Annotated in this window: 12 protein-coding genes and 1 pseudogene; 1 reads left to right on the forward strand and 12 read right to left on the reverse strand. The window is 72.1% G+C overall.

The window, feature by feature from the left end; translation table 11 throughout:
- From FHE66_RS04190 to FHE66_RS04230, 9 genes are all read right to left on the reverse strand, one after another.
- A partial coding sequence (locus FHE66_RS04190; protein WP_139071814.1) for a TRAP transporter large permease occupies positions 1-1,269 on the reverse strand: 1,269 nt, incomplete at its 3' end.
- On the reverse strand, positions 1,269-1,781 hold the full coding sequence (locus FHE66_RS04195) for a TRAP transporter small permease (RefSeq protein WP_139071733.1): 513 nt from the start codon (positions 1,779-1,781) through the stop codon (positions 1,269-1,271). The genes FHE66_RS04190 and FHE66_RS04195, both read right to left, overlap by 1 nt.
- A gap of 8 nt (positions 1,782-1,789) precedes the next feature.
- Complete coding sequence (locus FHE66_RS04200) at positions 1,790-2,809, reverse strand: TRAP transporter substrate-binding protein (protein WP_139071734.1); 1,020 nt, start codon at positions 2,807-2,809, stop codon at positions 1,790-1,792.
- A gap of 15 nt (positions 2,810-2,824) precedes the next feature.
- A complete protein-coding gene (locus FHE66_RS04205; RefSeq protein ID WP_255303602.1) occupies positions 2,825-5,338 on the reverse strand; it encodes a TIM-barrel domain-containing protein in 2,514 nt (837 codons plus the stop codon).
- 149 nt (positions 5,339-5,487) lie between these two features.
- Positions 5,488-7,842 carry an excinuclease ABC subunit UvrA gene (locus tag FHE66_RS04210; protein ID WP_139071736.1) on the reverse strand — a complete coding sequence of 785 codons (2,355 nt, stop codon included), beginning with the start codon at positions 7,840-7,842 and terminating at the stop codon, positions 5,488-5,490.
- Between the two features lie 25 nt (positions 7,843-7,867).
- Complete coding sequence (locus FHE66_RS04215) at positions 7,868-8,278, reverse strand: VOC family protein (protein ID WP_139071737.1); 411 nt, start codon at positions 8,276-8,278, stop codon at positions 7,868-7,870.
- A 5-nt stretch (positions 8,279-8,283) separates the two neighbouring features.
- Positions 8,284-8,730 (reverse strand): helix-turn-helix transcriptional regulator, encoded by a 447-nt coding sequence (locus FHE66_RS04220; RefSeq protein WP_139071738.1) that lies wholly within the window; start codon positions 8,728-8,730, stop codon positions 8,284-8,286.
- A gap of 48 nt (positions 8,731-8,778) precedes the next feature.
- A complete protein-coding gene (locus tag FHE66_RS04225) occupies positions 8,779-9,123 on the reverse strand; it encodes a single-stranded DNA-binding protein (RefSeq protein ID WP_139071739.1) in 345 nt (114 codons plus the stop codon).
- Between the two features lie 124 nt (positions 9,124-9,247).
- On the reverse strand, positions 9,248-10,201 hold the full coding sequence (locus FHE66_RS04230; protein ID WP_139071815.1) for an aldo/keto reductase: 954 nt from the start codon (positions 10,199-10,201) through the stop codon (positions 9,248-9,250).
- A gap of 163 nt (positions 10,202-10,364) precedes the next feature.
- Here FHE66_RS04230 and FHE66_RS04235 point away from each other — a divergent pair, with 163 nt between their 5' ends.
- Complete coding sequence (locus FHE66_RS04235) at positions 10,365-10,715, forward strand: RNA polymerase-binding protein RbpA (protein WP_139071740.1); 351 nt, start codon at positions 10,365-10,367, stop codon at positions 10,713-10,715.
- A 194-nt stretch (positions 10,716-10,909) separates the two neighbouring features.
- Here the strand turns inward: FHE66_RS04235 and FHE66_RS04240 are convergent, their stop codons facing one another.
- The 3 genes and pseudogenes from FHE66_RS04240 to FHE66_RS15345 all read right to left on the reverse strand — a co-directional run.
- Entirely contained in the window at positions 10,910-11,653 is a 744-nt protein-coding gene (locus FHE66_RS04240) for a polyprenol monophosphomannose synthase (RefSeq protein WP_139071741.1), read from the reverse strand.
- Entirely contained in the window at positions 11,650-13,191 is a 1,542-nt protein-coding gene (gene lnt, locus FHE66_RS04245) for an apolipoprotein N-acyltransferase (RefSeq protein WP_139071742.1), read from the reverse strand. Before lnt ends, FHE66_RS04240 begins: the two co-directional genes overlap by 4 nt.
- A 337-nt stretch (positions 13,192-13,528) precedes the next feature.
- Positions 13,529-14,780 (reverse strand): annotated as a pseudogene (locus FHE66_RS15345) (RNA helicase); the annotation flags it as partial.

The raw sequence follows: 14,780 nt of genomic DNA on the forward strand, positions 1-14,780 counted from the left end.
CAGCGCCGGGATGAAGGTCACCGCGAGCAGCAGCACGACGAGACCGGCGAAGTACGGCAGGAGCCGCGGCACGACCTGCTCGATCGTCACCCCGGACACACCGGTCGCGACGAACAGCACCGAGCCCACCGGCGGGGTCATCGTGCCGATGCACATCGCGAGGATGAGCATCATGCCGAAGTGCACCGGGTGCATGCCGAGCTCGGTGGCGATCGGCAGGAAGATCGGGGTGAAGATGAGGATCGCCGGCGTGATGTCCATGAACGTGCCGACGACGAGCAGGATCGCCACCATGAGCAGCAGGATGATCGCCTTGGAGTCCGCGGTGGACAGCAGCGCGTCGGTGATCGCCGTCGGGATGCCGGTGTAGGCCATGACCCACGACATCGCCGAGGACGCCGAGATGAGGAACATGACCACGCCGGTGGCCACGACGGTCGAGGTGACGACCTGCTTGAGGTCCGCCCAGCTGAGGCTGCGGTAGATGAGGGACAGGACGAGGCAGTACAGGACCGCCGCGGCCGCACCCTCGGTCGCCGTGAAGACGCCGGCGACGATCCCGCCGACGACGACGATGACGAGCAGCAGGCTGGGCACCGCGCGCAGGAACACCCGCAGCCCCTCCCCAAGGCCGACGCGCGGCGAGGTCGCCCCGGCCATCCGCCGCCGCGCGTAGAGCCACGCGACGACCATGACGACGACGCCCATGAGGATGCCGGGGACGTAGCCGGCCATGAACAGCGCCGAGATCGACACGCCGCCGGCGACCGTCGAGTACACGATGGCGGCCGTCGTCGGCGGGATGAGCAGCCCGGTGGACGCCGAGGCGATGTTGACGGCGGTGCTGAAGGCCGGGTCGTACCCCTCCTCCTTCTGCCGCTTGTGCAGCGTGCCGCCGATGGCCGCGGCGGCGGCCACGGCCGAGCCGGACAGCGAGCCGAAGAGCATGTTGCCGAGCACGTTGGTGTGTGCGAGAGCCCCGGGGACCCGACCGGCCAGGACGAGCGCGAGGTCGACGAGCCGCCGCGCGATGCCGCCGTTGTTCATGATGTTGCCCGCGAAGATGAACAGCGGGACGGCGAGCAGCGAGAAGCTCTCGATCCCGACGTTCATCTGCTGTCCCACGACGTAGGTCGACTCCTCGAAGGAGAGGAAGACGAGCGCGGTGAGGAAGGAGGCGATCCCCAGCGACACCGAGATCGGCACGCCGGCGAAGAGCAGGACGAAGAAGACGCCGAACAGCACGGCGACCGCGAGAAGTGCTTCCATCAGTCTGTTCCCTCCGCCTCGACGACCGGCTCCCCGGTGACGTCCTCCCAGATGTTGAGCACCTGCGCGAGGGCGATCGCCAGACCGCTGACGGGTGCGATGGCGTAGACGAGACCGCGTGAGATCCCGAGCAGCGCCGAGTAGTCGTGCCGCGCGGCGAGCGCGAGCATGGTGCCGCCGACGACGAGGACGACGACAGCGAAGAGCAGGACGAGGACGTCGGCCCCGAGGAGGAACCCGCGCCGGGCCCGGCCGGGCAGCCGGTCGCGCACGAGCACGAGGGCCATGTGCTTGCGGTGGAGGAAGGCGTAGGCCGCGCTGACGAACGAGGTCCAGATGAGCGCGTAGCGCACGAGCTCCTCGGTGAAGGCGGCCGGGGCGCCGAGGACGTAGCGCGTGAACACCTGGTAGAGCACGAGGAACGTCATGAGGACGAGCAGGGTGCCGGCGGTGGCGAGGAGCACGGCGCCGAGCACTCCCCTCACCCGGGCGATGCGGTCGTGGGTGGTCATCTCGTCCTTCACTCCCCTGCAGCTTCGATGACGGACAGGAGCTCGGCGACCTCGGGGTGCTCGGCCACGTACCGCTCGACGACAGGGCGCGTGGCCTCCCGGAAGGCCTCGAGGTCGACGTCGGTCACGAACTCCACGCCCATCGCCTCGGCCTCGGTGACGGCCTCCTCGATGCTCTGCGCCCAGGCGACCTTGTGGTCCTCCGTGGACCGGCGTGCCGCGTCGACGAGCAGCTCCTGGTCCTGCGGCGACAGCCGCTGCCAGGCGTCGCTGCTGATGACGAGCATGTCCGGGATGCGGGTGTGCTCGGTGAGAGAGAAGGACTTGGCGACCTCCCCGTGCGCGCTCTGGGTGAGGACGGTCTCGTTGCTCTCCGCGCCGTCGATGAGGCCGGTCTGCAGGGAGGTGTAGGTGTCCCCGAGGGCCATGACGATCGGGGCGGCGCCGAGCTCGGCCATGAGCTCGGTCTGGGAGCGCATGTCCTGGACGCGGACCTTGAGCCCGCGCAGGTCCTCCGGGGTCCGCACCGGGGTGTCCGCGGTGTAGAAGGACCGGGCGCCGGAGGTGTAGTAGGTGAGCCCGACGAAGCCCTGGTCCACGGTCGACCGGAAGAACTCCGCCATCTCCGGGGAGTCCATCACCTGGTAGTACTCCTCCTCGGATGCGAAGACGTACGGCAGGCCGAAGGCGTGGTAGCCCGGGTCGTAGTTGGCCAGGCCGGGGGCGCTCACCCGGGTCATGTCGACGATGCCCTGGTTGAGCTGGCCGAGGACGGTCGTCTCCGAGCCGAGCTGGCCGTTGCCGTACATCCGCACGGTGATCCGCCCGTCGCTGCGCTCCTCGACGTCCTCCGCGAAGGCGGTGAGCGCCTGGGAGGTCACGTGCCTGTCGTTGAGGTTGTGCGCGAAGCGCAGGACGAGCGGGTCCTCGGCGGTGGCCTCAGTGCTCGTCGTGCTCCCGCCGGCGCACGCGCCGAGCGCGGCGCACGCGGCCAGCAGGGCCGTGAGTCTCGTCAGTGTTCGTTTCATCCGTCCTTCTCTTCCTCACATGCCGATCATGTCGAAGGGCTCGAACGAGACCGTGACGGCGAGGTCGCCGTCCGGGTTGGGCAGGGTGATGAGCACCGAGCCGAGCTCGGGGTCGTAGTACCAGCCGCGGTCCGCCATGGCGAAGTCCTCGCGGTAGAGCACGTGCGGGACCCGCCTGCCGTCGGCCTCCACCCAGAACGGCGCCCGGTCGGGGTGGATGACGTCGAGCAGGAGGCGGCGCACCGGGCTGCGGAACGTGCCGCGCCGGGTGAGAGTGAGGGTCACCCGGTCCCCCGCGGTCATCCGCACGTCGGTCTCGAGGTACTCCCCGCGCTCGTGCGCGCGGGTGAGTCCGTCGTCCTCGTACAGCACGGTGTGCCCGTCGCGGTCCGGCGCGCACACCAGCCGCAGCTCGTTGACGACGTCGCGGGTGAGGCTGTCGAGGTCGTGGGCGGCGAGCGGGACGATGCCGCCGCCGCGGACGAGGACCGGGATGGAGGAGAGGTCCACCGGGAGGGTGATCGTCTGCCCGCCGTCGTGCCGCTCGCGGGTCCACGCGTCGTAGAAGACCTCGCCCGCTGGCAGCCGGAGGGAGCGGGTGGTCGCGCCCGGCTCCAGGACGTTGGCGACGAGCAGCGCGTCCCCGAGCATGAACTCGGTGAAGGTCTCGTCGACCTCGGGGTCGTCCTGGAAGGCGCTGACGAGCGGCTCCATGATCGGCAGGCCGGTGCGGTGGGCGCGGGCCATGAGGGAGTACAGGTAGGGGAAGAGCCGGTAGCGCAGCTTGATGGCGTCGCGCACGTACACGGTGTGGGAGGCAAACATCCACGGCTCGGTCACGGTGTTGTCCGAGTTCACCGAGTGGATGGAGAACCGCGGCTGGAAGATGCCGTGCTGCACCCAGCGCACGAGCAGCTCGGGGTCGGGCGCGGGGCCGTGGAAGCCGCCGATGTCGGCGCCCTGGTTGGCCACCCCGGACAGGCTCATGCCGAGGATGGTGGCGATGTTGTAGCGCAGGCTCTCCCAGCTCGTGGAGTTGTCCCCCGCCCAGGTCTGGGCGTAGCGCTGGATCCCGGCGTGCCCGGCGCGGCAGACGATGTAGGGCCGGGCGTCGGGGTCGCGCTCGATGATCGCCTCCTGGGTCACCTGGCACATGAGGTTGGCCATGACGGTGCGCAGGCGCCCGATGGTCGCGCCGGTCCCCTCGAAGTCGACGACGGAGTCCTGGTCGATGATGCCGTCGTACTCGCAGTTGTCGTTCCACACCGACGTCGTGCCCTGCGCGAGGACCGCGTCGGTGAGCCACGCCTTCCACGACTCACGCGCGGCGGGCCGGGTGAAGTCGACGAACCGGCCCGGTCCGCCCCACCAGGCGCCGACGGCGGGCCCCTCCCCCGCCGTCGCGACGGCGTCGGCGCTGCGCCGGACGAAGACGTCCGCGTCGGCGAACTCCGCCATCCGCGGGTGGACGTCGAGCACCCCGGGCTTGACGTTCGGGGAGACGGTGATGCCGCGCTCGGCCATCGCCGTGAAGAAGGCCGGCGGGTCGGGGAAGCGGCGGTCGTTCCAGGTGAGGACCGCGCGCTTGGGCCCGGCCGGGGTGTCCTGGGTGCAGTAGCCGGAGGACAGCTGGAACCCGTCGACCGGGATGCCCTCGGCCCGCGCGATGTCGATGAAGCGGGTGATCGCCTCGTCGCTGCCGGACTCGAGCTCGGCGTAGTACATCGAGGAGGCGAGGTAGCCCAGGGCGTACTTCGGCAGCAGCGGCGGGCGCCCGGTGAGCGCGGTGTAGCGCTGGACGACGTCGCGGATCGCGGGCCCGGCGATGAGGAACAGGTCGATGTCCCCGCCGTCGGTGCGGTAGCGGCTGTGCGCCGGCCAGTAGTTGCTCTTCTCCCGGCCGAGGTCGAAGTCGCACGCGTAGGTGTTGTGGTAGAAGTACCCGACCGCGGTCCGGGAGCGGCGGTCGAGCCTGAGGTAGAACGGGATGTGCTTGTACAGCGGGTCGGTGTCCCGCGCGTCGTAGCCCAGCGCGTCCTTCGGGCTGAGCGTGAGGAGCCGGCGCGCCTTGTTCAGCGGGCCGGCGGTCTCGCCGAAGCCGTAGAACGCGTCGTCGGGGTCGATCTCGCTCGTGTGGATGCGGCGACCGTTGGCGTCCTCGAGGTAGCCGAGGCCGACGACGTCGGAGTGCAGCACCGTGCCCGCCTCGTCGAGCACGCGCAGGCGGAAGGGCTCCTTGTCGATCTCCACCCGCAGCCGCCCGCCGGTGACGACGGCCTGCTCGGCGCCGTCCTGGAGGGTGAGGGCGGGCGGGGTGACCCGGGTGCGCTCGTCGCCCAGCACGCCGTCGAGCCGGTCCGGCCAGGCGGTCGTCACGAGCGAGTAGGACTCCTCGGCGAAGTCGCCGTCGAACCCGGCGCGGATGCGCACGACGTCCTCGGTGACGAGCAGGAGGCGGACCTCGACCCCGTCCGTGCGGACCCTCACCCATCCGTCGACGAGCTCGACCGTCTCGACCCGTGTGCTCACCCGCACGGCGCCCTCCCTCGGTTCGCGGACCGGCGGTGGCGCCGGCCCTGGCTTACCGAGGAACTCTAGGAAAGGGGGTTTGACCGAAATTGCGGTGATGGGGCGAGTTCTCGACCGATCTTGCGCACCTGCCCGCCCGGGGCGTCGGCTCAGCGCGCGACGTAGGCCGCGAGGTGGGTGCCGGTGAGGGTCGAGAGGTCGGCGACGAGGTCGCCCGGCGTGCCCTCGAAGACCACCCGACCGCCGTCGTGCCCGGCACCGGGTCCCAGATCGACGAGCCAGTCGGCGTGGGCCATGACGGCCTGGTGGTGCTCGATGACGATGACGGTCTTGCCGGAGTCGACGAGCCGGTCGAGCAGCGCGAGGAGCTGCTGGACGTCGGCGAGGTGCAGCCCGGTGGTCGGCTCGTCCAGCACGTACACCCCGCCGGGCTCGCCCATGTGGACGGCGAGCTTGAGGCGCTGGCGCTCGCCGCCGGACAGCGTCGTCAACGGCTGCCCGAGCGTGAGGTAGCCCAGCCCGACGTCGCTGAGCCGCTGCAGGACCTTGTGGGCGGCGGGGGTGCGCGCCTCCCCCGCGCCGAGGAAGGCCTCGGCCTCGGCGACCGACATCTCCAGCACCTCGGCGATGTTGCGTCCGCCGAGCGTGTACTCGAGCACCGCGGCCTGGAACCGCCTGCCCTCGCACTCCTCGCAGGTCGTGCTCACCGTCTCCATGAAGCCGAGGTCGGTGAAGATCACCCCGGCGCCGTTGCACACCGGGCACGCGCCCTCGGAGTTGGCGCTGAACAGCGCCGGCTTGACGCCGTTGGCCTTGGCGAACGCCTTGCGGATGGGCTCGAGGAGGCCGGTGTAGGTCGCCGGGTTGGAGCGACGCGAGCCCTTGATCTGGCCCTGGTCGACGACGACGACGCCCTCGCGGCCGGCGAGGTTGCCGTGGATGAGGCTGCTCTTGCCCGACCCGGCGACGCCGGTGACGACGGTGAGCACGCCGGTGGGGATGTCGACGTCCACCCCGGTGAGGTTGTTCTGGCGGGCGTCGCGGATCTCCAGGGCGCCGGTGGGCTCGCGCACCGACTCCTTGAGCGCCACCCGGTCCCCGAGGTGCCTGCCGGTGAGCGTGCCGCTCTCCCGCAGCCCGTCCAGGGTGCCCTCGTAGACGACCCGCCCGCCCGCGCTGCCCGCACCCGGGCCGAGGTCGACGACGTGGTCGGCGATGGCGATCGTCTCGGGCTTGTGCTCGACGACGAGCACGGTGTTGCCCTTGTCGCGCAACCGGCGCAGCAGGGCGTTCATGCGCTCGATGTCGTGCGGGTGCAGGCCGACGGTCGGCTCGTCGAAGACGTAGGTGACGTCGGTGAGGGACGAGCCGAGGTGGCGGATCATCTTCGTGCGCTGCGCCTCGCCGCCGGACAGCGTCCCGGACGGCCGGTCGAGGGACAGGTAGCCCAGGCCGATGCCGACGAAGGAGTCGAGCAGGTGGCGCAGGTTGGCCAGCAACGGGGCGAGGGACGGCTCGTCGAGCTCCGCGACCCACTCGGCGAGGTCGCTGATCTGCATCGCGCACGCGTCGGCGATGCTCACCCCCCGGATCATCGACTCCCGCGCGTGGGGAGCGAGGCGGGTGCCGTCGCAGTCGGGGCAGGTGCGGTAGACGACGGCGCGGTCGACGAAGGCCCGGATGTGCGACTGCATCGCGTCGCGGTCCTTGGCGAGCATCGACTTCTTGATCTTGGGGACCAGGCCCTCGTAGGTCATGTTCGCCCCGCCGACGGGGACCTTGACCGGCTCCTTGTACAGGAAGTCGTGCAGCTCCCGCTCGGTGTAGTCCTTGATCGGCTTGTCGGCGTCGAGGAACCCGGACTCCATGAAGAGCTTGACGTACCAGCCGTCGGCCACGTAGCCGGGGACGGTGATCCCACCCTCGGCGAGGGACTTGGTCTCGTCGTAGAGCTGGGCGAGGTCGATGTCGGTGACCGACCCGCGCCCCTCGCACCGCGGGCACATGCCGCCGAGCTGGTTGAAGGTGGCCCTGACCGCCTTCTTCCCGCCGACCGAGATCGCGCCCTGCGAGCTCACCGACGGGACGTTGAAGGAGTAGGCGTTCGGTGAGCCGGCGTGCGGCTCCCCGAGCCGGCTGAAGAGCATCCGCAGGAAGGCGTTGGCATCGGTCACCGTGCCGACGGTGGAGCGGGGGTTGGCCCCGAGCCGTTCCTGGTCGACGATGATCGCCGTCGTCAGCCCTTCGAGGACGTCGACGTCCGGGCGCGCGAGCGTCGGCATGAACGCCTGGAGGAAGGTGCTGTAGGTCTCGTTGATGAGCCGCCGCGACTCCGCGGCGACGGTGTCGAACACGAGGGAGCTCTTCCCCGATCCGGACACGCCGGTGAAGACCGTGAGCCGGCGCTTGGGGATGTCGACGTCCACGTCCTTGAGGTTGTTCTCCCGCGCGCCCTGGACGCGGATGCGGTCGTGCTGCTCGGTACCGGCTGACGTCGTCGTCATCAGGGCGTGCCTCTCTCGGGGACGGTCAGGGGAGCTGCTGCAGCCGCACGGTGTTGCCCGCCGGGTCCCGGAATGCGCAGTCGCGCATGCCCCAGTCCTGGTCGGTGGGCTCCTGCATGACCTCGACGCCGGCCGCCTGGACCCGCTCGAAGGCGGCGTCGACGTCGGAACTGGCCAGCATGATGCTCGCGAAGGTGCCCTTGGCCATCATCTCAGCGATCGTCTGCTGCTCCTCCGCGGTGACGCCGGGATCGGCCGTCGGCGGGTAGAGGACGATGGCGGTGCCCGGCTGGCTCGGCGGACCGACCGTGATCCAGCGCATGGCGCCCTGCCCGACGTCCTGGCGGACCTCGAAGCCGAGCGCGTCCCGGTAGAAGCCGAGGGAGGCCTCCGGGTCGGTGTGCGGGAGGAAGCTGGCGTGAATCGTGATGTCCATGCAGGTCACGCTAGTAGCGGCGCCTGCGCCAGTGCTTCTCGATTTCTGACCGGTCTGGCGACCCGCTTCGCGACGCACGGCGGCACGCCCGTGGCAGCGTGCTCGGCCTCCTTGCGGTAGACGCTCGGCGGCATCCCGACGAGCTCGCTGAAGCGCGTGCTGAAGGTGCCGAGGGAGGAGAAGCCCACCGCGAAGCACACCTCGGTCACGCTGAGCTCACCGCGGCGCAGCAGGGTCATCGCGCGCTCGATGCGACGGGTCATGAGGTAGGCGTAGGGAGACTCCCCGTAGGCCCGGCGGAACTCGCGGCTGAGATGCCCCGCGGACATGTGCGCGGCGCGGGCGAGGGCCTCGACGTTGAGCGGCTGGGCGTAGTCGCGGTCGATGCGGTCGCGCACGCGGCGCAGCACCGTGAGGTCCCGCAGGCGCTCCTGCGCGCCGGTCCGTGCCATGCCGTGATGCTGCCACGGGCCGCCGCGCTTGCCTAGAGCTGCCCGCGCCTACGGGCCGCGTCCACCTCCCGGCACGCGCCGCACGCGCACGGCCTCCACCTCGTAACGCGAGACCCTCGCCGCGCCCGCCGTGAAGAACCGGCGGCGCAGCGCGCCCTCGACGGCGACGACGCTCCCCTCCCCCAACCTGCCGGCCACCCGACGTGTCCGCCCGCTCCAGCACGCGACGTCGACCGTGTCGACCGTGGCGCGCCCCGCGGCGGCGTCGGGCCGCGGGACGACCAGCCGGAAGGTCGCGACGCGGTCACCGCTCGGCAGCTCCCGCTCCGCGACCGCGCCACTCACCCGGCCGACGAGCGACACGGAGTTGTGCCCGAGCTCCCCGTGCTCCATGTCCTTCTCCTCCCGTCCGCTCCCGGCCGAGCCTGCCCGGCGGCGAGGACAGGGGCCGGCGCCGCGGCCGGTGCTCGTGGAGGAGCAGGTCGTGACTGCGTGTCGTGGAGCAGCCTCGAGGGCGTCAGGCGGAGGCGGGGCCGGGCGACGCCTCGTCGATCGCGAGGAGGGTCTCGGCGTCGGGCTCCCACAGGCCGGCCTCGACGTTCGCGCGCACCTGCTCGGGCGTCCGTGCCCCGGCGATGACGCTCGCCACGCCGGGCTGCGCCGCCAGGCCACCGAGCGCGAGGGTGAGCAGCGGGACACCGGCGTCGCGGGCCACCGCCTCCAGCGCCTCCACCCTGTCGAAGTCCGCACGGGCCAGCCGCTCGGGCTTGGCCGCCAGCCGGCTCCCGGCCGGGGCGGGCTCACCGCGCCGGTACTTGCCGGTGAGCAGGCCGGACGCGAGCGGGAAGTAGGGAATGACGCCGGCGCCGACGTGCGCGGCCGCCGGGACGACCTCGGCCTCGATCCCCCGCGAGAGGAGCGAGTACTCGTTCTGGACGGAGACGAACGGCGTGAGCCCGGAGGTCCGGGCGATCCAGTCGGCGTCGACGAGCTGCCAGCCCTGGACGTGGGAGCAGCCCACGTAGAGGACCTTGCCCTCGCGGACGAGCTCGTCGAGCGCTCCGAGGGTCTCCTCCATCGGGGTGACCGGGTCGAGCCGGTGGAGCTGGTAGAGGTCGATGTGGTCGGTGCGCAGCCGGCGCAGCGACCCCTCGACCGCGCGGCGGATGTAGCGGCGCGACCCGCGCACGCCGTGGTCCTCCCCGTTGAGGCCACGCACGTCCATGCCGAACTTCGTCGCCACGACGACGTCGTCGCGCCGGCCCACGAGCGCCTCACCGAGGAGCTCCTCCCCCTGTCCTGGCACCCCGCCGTAGGAGTCGGCCGTGTCGAACATGGTGATACCGGACTCAATCGCGGCGCTCACCACGCGCGTGACGTCCTCCGGCGGTAGTGTCGCTCCAAAGCTGTTGCAGCCCAGGCCGACCGTCGACACCACGAGGCCGCTGGAACCCAGCTGGCGGAACGTCATCTCGGTCACACGGGCACCCTAACGCGCCGGAGATGACCTACTGGACCTTCACAGGACTTTCACCACGGCCGTGGAACAAGCGGACACCATGGGCCGTTGGGATCAGTAGTAGCAGGGTGCATACCGGCGCGCTCGAACATGCGTGCCCGAGAGGAGAGGCGTGATGGCAGATCGATCACTGCGAGGAGTCGGGATCGGTGCGAAGAGCCTCGAGACCGAGGCCGGAGTCGAGTTCGCCGAGCGGACCGAGGCGCACTACGAGTGCCCGAACGGGCACACCATCGTGCTGCCCTTCGCGGCAGAGGCGGAGATGCCGGCGCTCTGGGAGTGCCGCTGTGGCGAGGAGGCGCTCCTCCGTGACGCCGCCCGCCCCGAGCCCGTCAAGCCCGTGAAGAAGCCGCGTACCCACTGGGACATGCTGCTCGAGCGCCGCACCATCCCCGAGCTCGAGGAGCTGCTCGCCGAGCGGCTCGAGCTGCTGCGCAGCGGACAGCTCCGCCGCCGCAGCGCCTGACACACCCGCGACGAAGGCCCGCAGGCACCGCCTGCGGGCCTTTGCCGTGCCCGGACGCCGATCGCTGACGCGTGCCGAGCTGCGTGCACAAGTCCGCTGTCGCGCGGAAGTCGGCTGTCGCGCGCAACTCCGCTCTCGCGCGGAAGTCGGCTCTCGCGCGGAAGTCGGCTGTCGCGGGCGGGCGGTGGGACGGACTAGCGGCGGCGCAGGAGACCGAGGAGCTGCCGGGCGCGGTGCCGCACGCCCCACGCGGTCGTGCGCACGAGCGCCTCGGCGATGATGCCGCGGCTCATCTTCGACACGCCCTCGGCGCGCTCGACGAAGCTGATCGGCACCTCGGCCACCCGCCCGCCGGCCCGGTGCACCCGCCACGTCATGTCGACCTGGAAGCAGTAGCCCTGGGACTCGATCTCCTCCAGCGGCAGCGCGGCGAGGGCGGGTGCCCGGAACACCCGGAAGCCGGCGGTCGCGTCGCGCACCGGGAGCCCGAGGAGCAGCTGGACGTAGGTGTTGGCGCCCCGGGAGAGCAGCTCTCGGTGCAGCGGCCAGTTGACCACCTCTCCCCCGGGCACCCAGCGCGAGCCGATGACGAGGTCCGGCGCGTCCTCGGCGGCCGCCCGGGCGAGCAGGTCGGGCAGCTGCTCGGGGCGGTGGGAGCCGTCGGCGTCCATCTCCACGACGAGGTCGTACCCCCGCTCCAGCGCCCACTGGAACCCCGCGACGTACGCCCGCCCCAGCCCCTGCTTGCCGGGCCGGTGCAGCACGTGGACGTGGCCGTCGCGGGCAGCGACCTCGTCGGCCACCGCCCCGGTGCCGTCGGGGCTGTCGTCGTCGGCGACGAGGATGTCGGCGTCCGGGACCGCCCGACGGGTCCGCTCGAGCACGAGCGGCAAGGACTCCCGCTCGTCGTAGGTCGGGATGATGACGAGGGTCCTCACGCCTGCCTCCTACGGCTGCGGGCGGTGGCCAGCGCACCGGCGAGGAGCGAGACGAGGGCGAAGGCGGACACGACGACGGTCGGCCAGTCGCCCAGCCGGTCGGCCACGGTGAGGGAGGTGCGCAGCGGCAGGTCCGCGACGAGCTGGTCGGCGGTGAACAGCCCGGTGGAGTCCATGACGACGCCGTTGGGCGCGATGATCCCGCTGACGCCCACGGTGGAGATCTGCACGGTCGCCCGGCCGTGCTCCACCGCGCGGAACACCGACATCGCCAGCTGCTGCGCCGACTCCTGGGTGAAGCCGAAGGAGGCGTTGTTCGTCGGCACGACGATGAGCTCGCCACCCGCGAGCACGGCCTCGCGCATGAGCCCCCCGTAGGCGACCTCGAAGCAGATCCCGACGGCGAGGTCGACCACCCGGCCGAGCCGGGGGCTGTCGAGCTCGATGATGCCGACCTCGTCACCGGGCAGCATGTCGATGGACACGAGGTCGACGACGTCGGTCACCTTCCGGGCGAGGTCGCGCAGCGGGATGTACTCGGCGAACGGGGCCGGGTGCTGCTTGGCGTAGACGTCGACCTGCCCCTCGCCGGCCACCCAGAGGATCGCCTCGTTGTACCGGTAGTCCTCCCCGTAGCGCTGGCCGCCGACGAGGATCGGGGCATCGACCGCGGCGGCGGCCCGGTCGATGAGCCGCCCTGCCTCACCGTCACGGCGCGGGTCGATGTCGGTGGAGTTCTCCGGCCACAGGACGATGTCGAGCTCGCCGGACCCGACCTCCTCGAGCAGTGCCTCGGTCCCGGTGACGTGGCGTTCGAGGACGTCGCGGCGGACGGCGAAGGCATCGAGCCCGGGGCCGGGCACGTTGCCCTGGACTGCGCCCACGCGCAGCGTCCCGGCCTCGGCCCGCGTGTCGACGGGGACGACGAGGCCGGAGGCGACGAGCGCACCGGCGACGAGCAGGGCACCGCTCGCCTGCCCCACGCGGGCACGGCGCAGGTGGCCGAGCGCGAGGGCGACGAGCGCACCGGCGGCGACGACCACCCAGCCGACGAGGGTCTCCCCGCCGAGGGAGGCGAACCGCAGCAGCGGGCCGTCGGTCTGGGAGAAGGCGAGCTTGCTCCACGGCATGCCGCCGAAGGGCACGAGGCCGCGTGCGGTCTCCGTCGCGACCCACAGGCTCGCGACGACGGCGACACCGAGCGCCGGGTGGCGCACCACGGGGCCCCAGCGGGCCGCCAGCGACCACGCCCCGGCGAACACGGCGACGAAGCACGCCTCGGCGGCACCGAGCAGGAGCCACGGGACGGCGCCCGCGGCCTCCTCGGCCCACCACAGGTGGATGAGGAAGAAGACGGCACCCCAGAGCCAGCCGACCAGGAGCGCCCGCCCGAGCGTGGCGCCGCGCAGCGCGAGGAGGAGGAGGGCGATGCCGACGGGTGCCAGCGGCCACCAGGAGCGTCCGGGGAACGCCGCGTCCGTGGCGAGAGCTCCGGCGACGGCGAGCAGGATCGCGACGGACGAGGAGGGGCGGGGCACCCGACAAGGATAGGTGCCGCGGAGGGCCGCCCGGTCCGCGGACGCGACCGGCCCGCGTGTCCTTCGGACCGAAGCTGCCGGAGCAGCTCCGTTATCTACTGAACACGCGGGCCCGGCCACTGTCCGCCGCGGCGCTCACCCGGATCTCAGCGCGGAGATGGGGGCGTCGGCGGTATGCCAACCGAACCTAATAGCCCGGAGCGTACTCCATCAAGCCTGAGAAACCGCAGGTCAGCGACATGGATGCAGGTCAGCGCCGCGTTTGTACGGACGTGTGATTCACCATGACCGGCGTGTCGCGCGGGCGTGTCGCCGCGTGTCCGTTCTAGCCGCCGGGTCACACGCTCGACCACGCGACGACGCCCCGGCGGACGAGGTCGATGGCGCGGCGGGCGCTGCGGCGGGTCTCCTCGTCGGGGGCGGCCGTGGCGAGCTGGTCGAGGACGTCGAGCACCTGCTTGCACCAGCGCACGAAGTCTCCCGCGCCGAGCTCGGTGCCCTCCAGGACGGTGTCGAGCGCGGCCCCGCGGGCCCACTGGTGGACGGCGGCGACGATCCCGGCGTCGACCGGCTCGGCACGCGGGACGCCGTGCTCGGTCTCGAGCTCGCCGAGCTCGTCCGACACGCGCACGGTGGCGCGCACCGCCTCCCCGAGCGCCCCTCCCCCGGCACCCGGCCGGCTCACCGTGTCGGTCCGCGCGGAGTAGACGACCGTGGAGACGACGCCGGCGAGCTGGGCCGGGTCCAGTCCCCGCCACAGCTCGCGGCGCAGGCACTCGGCGAGGACGAGGTCCTTCTCGGCGTACAGCCGCGCGAGCCAGCGCCCGTTCTCCGTGACGACGAGGCCGTCCGCCTCGTCGCCCTCGAGGTAGCCGAGCTGGGTGAGCAGGGCACACACCTTGTCGAAGTCGCGGGCGATGGAGGACGTGCGGGTCTCGATGCGGCGCAGCAGGCGCTGGTGCTCGGCGTCCAGGGTGGCCCACCGGTTCGCCCAGCGGGCGTGCTCCTCGCGGTCGGGGCACGCGTGGCACGGGTGGGCACGCAGCGCGCGGCGCAGCTCCTCGAGCTCGGCCTCGACGGTGGGTACCGGCTGCGGGGCGGCGTCCCGGGAGGCGGGTGGCGCGCTCTGGACCGCGCTGCGCAGCCGGGCGGCGAGGTCGCGCCGCTGCCCGGCGTCCCGCAGGTTGGCGTGCTTGGGGATGGGGACCGTGGCGACGGTGGCGGCCCCGTGCGGCAGCTCGGCGCTGGTGAGGGTGCGCACCCGCGGCTCTGGCGTGAGGACGCGCAGGACCGGGGAGTCCAGGCGGTCCGCGTCGACGTCCAGGACGAGCGCCCACAGCGTGCGCCGGCCCCGCCGGTACTCCAGGACGTCACCGCGCCGGGTGCCGGCGAGCGAGGCGTGGACGGCGCGGCGGGCGGCGAGCGACCGCTCGCGGGAGCGGTCCTTCTCCAGCTCGCTGATGCGTTGGCGGATCCGCGCGTACTCGCGGAAGTCGCCGAGGTGGCAGGTCATCGCCTCGGCGTACCCGGCCAGGCCCTCCTCGTTGCGGCGGGCCTGGCGCGCCAGGCCGACGACGCCGCGGTCCGCC

The sequence above is a fragment of the Georgenia sp. 311 genome (assembly GCF_006151955.1).
Taxonomy (GTDB): Bacteria; Actinomycetota; Actinomycetes; order Actinomycetales; family Actinomycetaceae; genus Oceanitalea; species Oceanitalea wutianyii.

Bases quoted from the DNA above. Each gene is read 5' to 3' on its own strand.
- FHE66_RS04195 (WP_139071733.1), bottom strand. From the start codon at position 1,781: ATGACCACCCACGACCGCATCGCCCGGGTGAGGGGAGTGCTCGGCGCC.
- FHE66_RS04200 (WP_139071734.1), bottom strand. From the start codon at position 2,809: ATGAAACGAACACTGACGAGACTCACGGCCCTGCTGGCCGCGTGCGCC.
- FHE66_RS04210 (WP_139071736.1), bottom strand. From the start codon at position 7,842: ATGACGACGACGTCAGCCGGTACCGAGCAGCACGACCGCATCCGCGTC.
- FHE66_RS04215 (WP_139071737.1), bottom strand. From the start codon at position 8,278: ATGGACATCACGATTCACGCCAGCTTCCTCCCGCACACCGACCCGGAG.
- FHE66_RS04220 (WP_139071738.1), bottom strand. From the start codon at position 8,730: ATGGCACGGACCGGCGCGCAGGAGCGCCTGCGGGACCTCACGGTGCTG.
- FHE66_RS04225 (WP_139071739.1), bottom strand. From the start codon at position 9,123: ATGGAGCACGGGGAGCTCGGGCACAACTCCGTGTCGCTCGTCGGCCGG.
- FHE66_RS04230 (WP_139071815.1), bottom strand. From the start codon at position 10,201: ATGACGTTCCGCCAGCTGGGTTCCAGCGGCCTCGTGGTGTCGACGGTC.
- FHE66_RS04235 (WP_139071740.1), top strand. From the start codon at position 10,365: ATGGCAGATCGATCACTGCGAGGAGTCGGGATCGGTGCGAAGAGCCTC.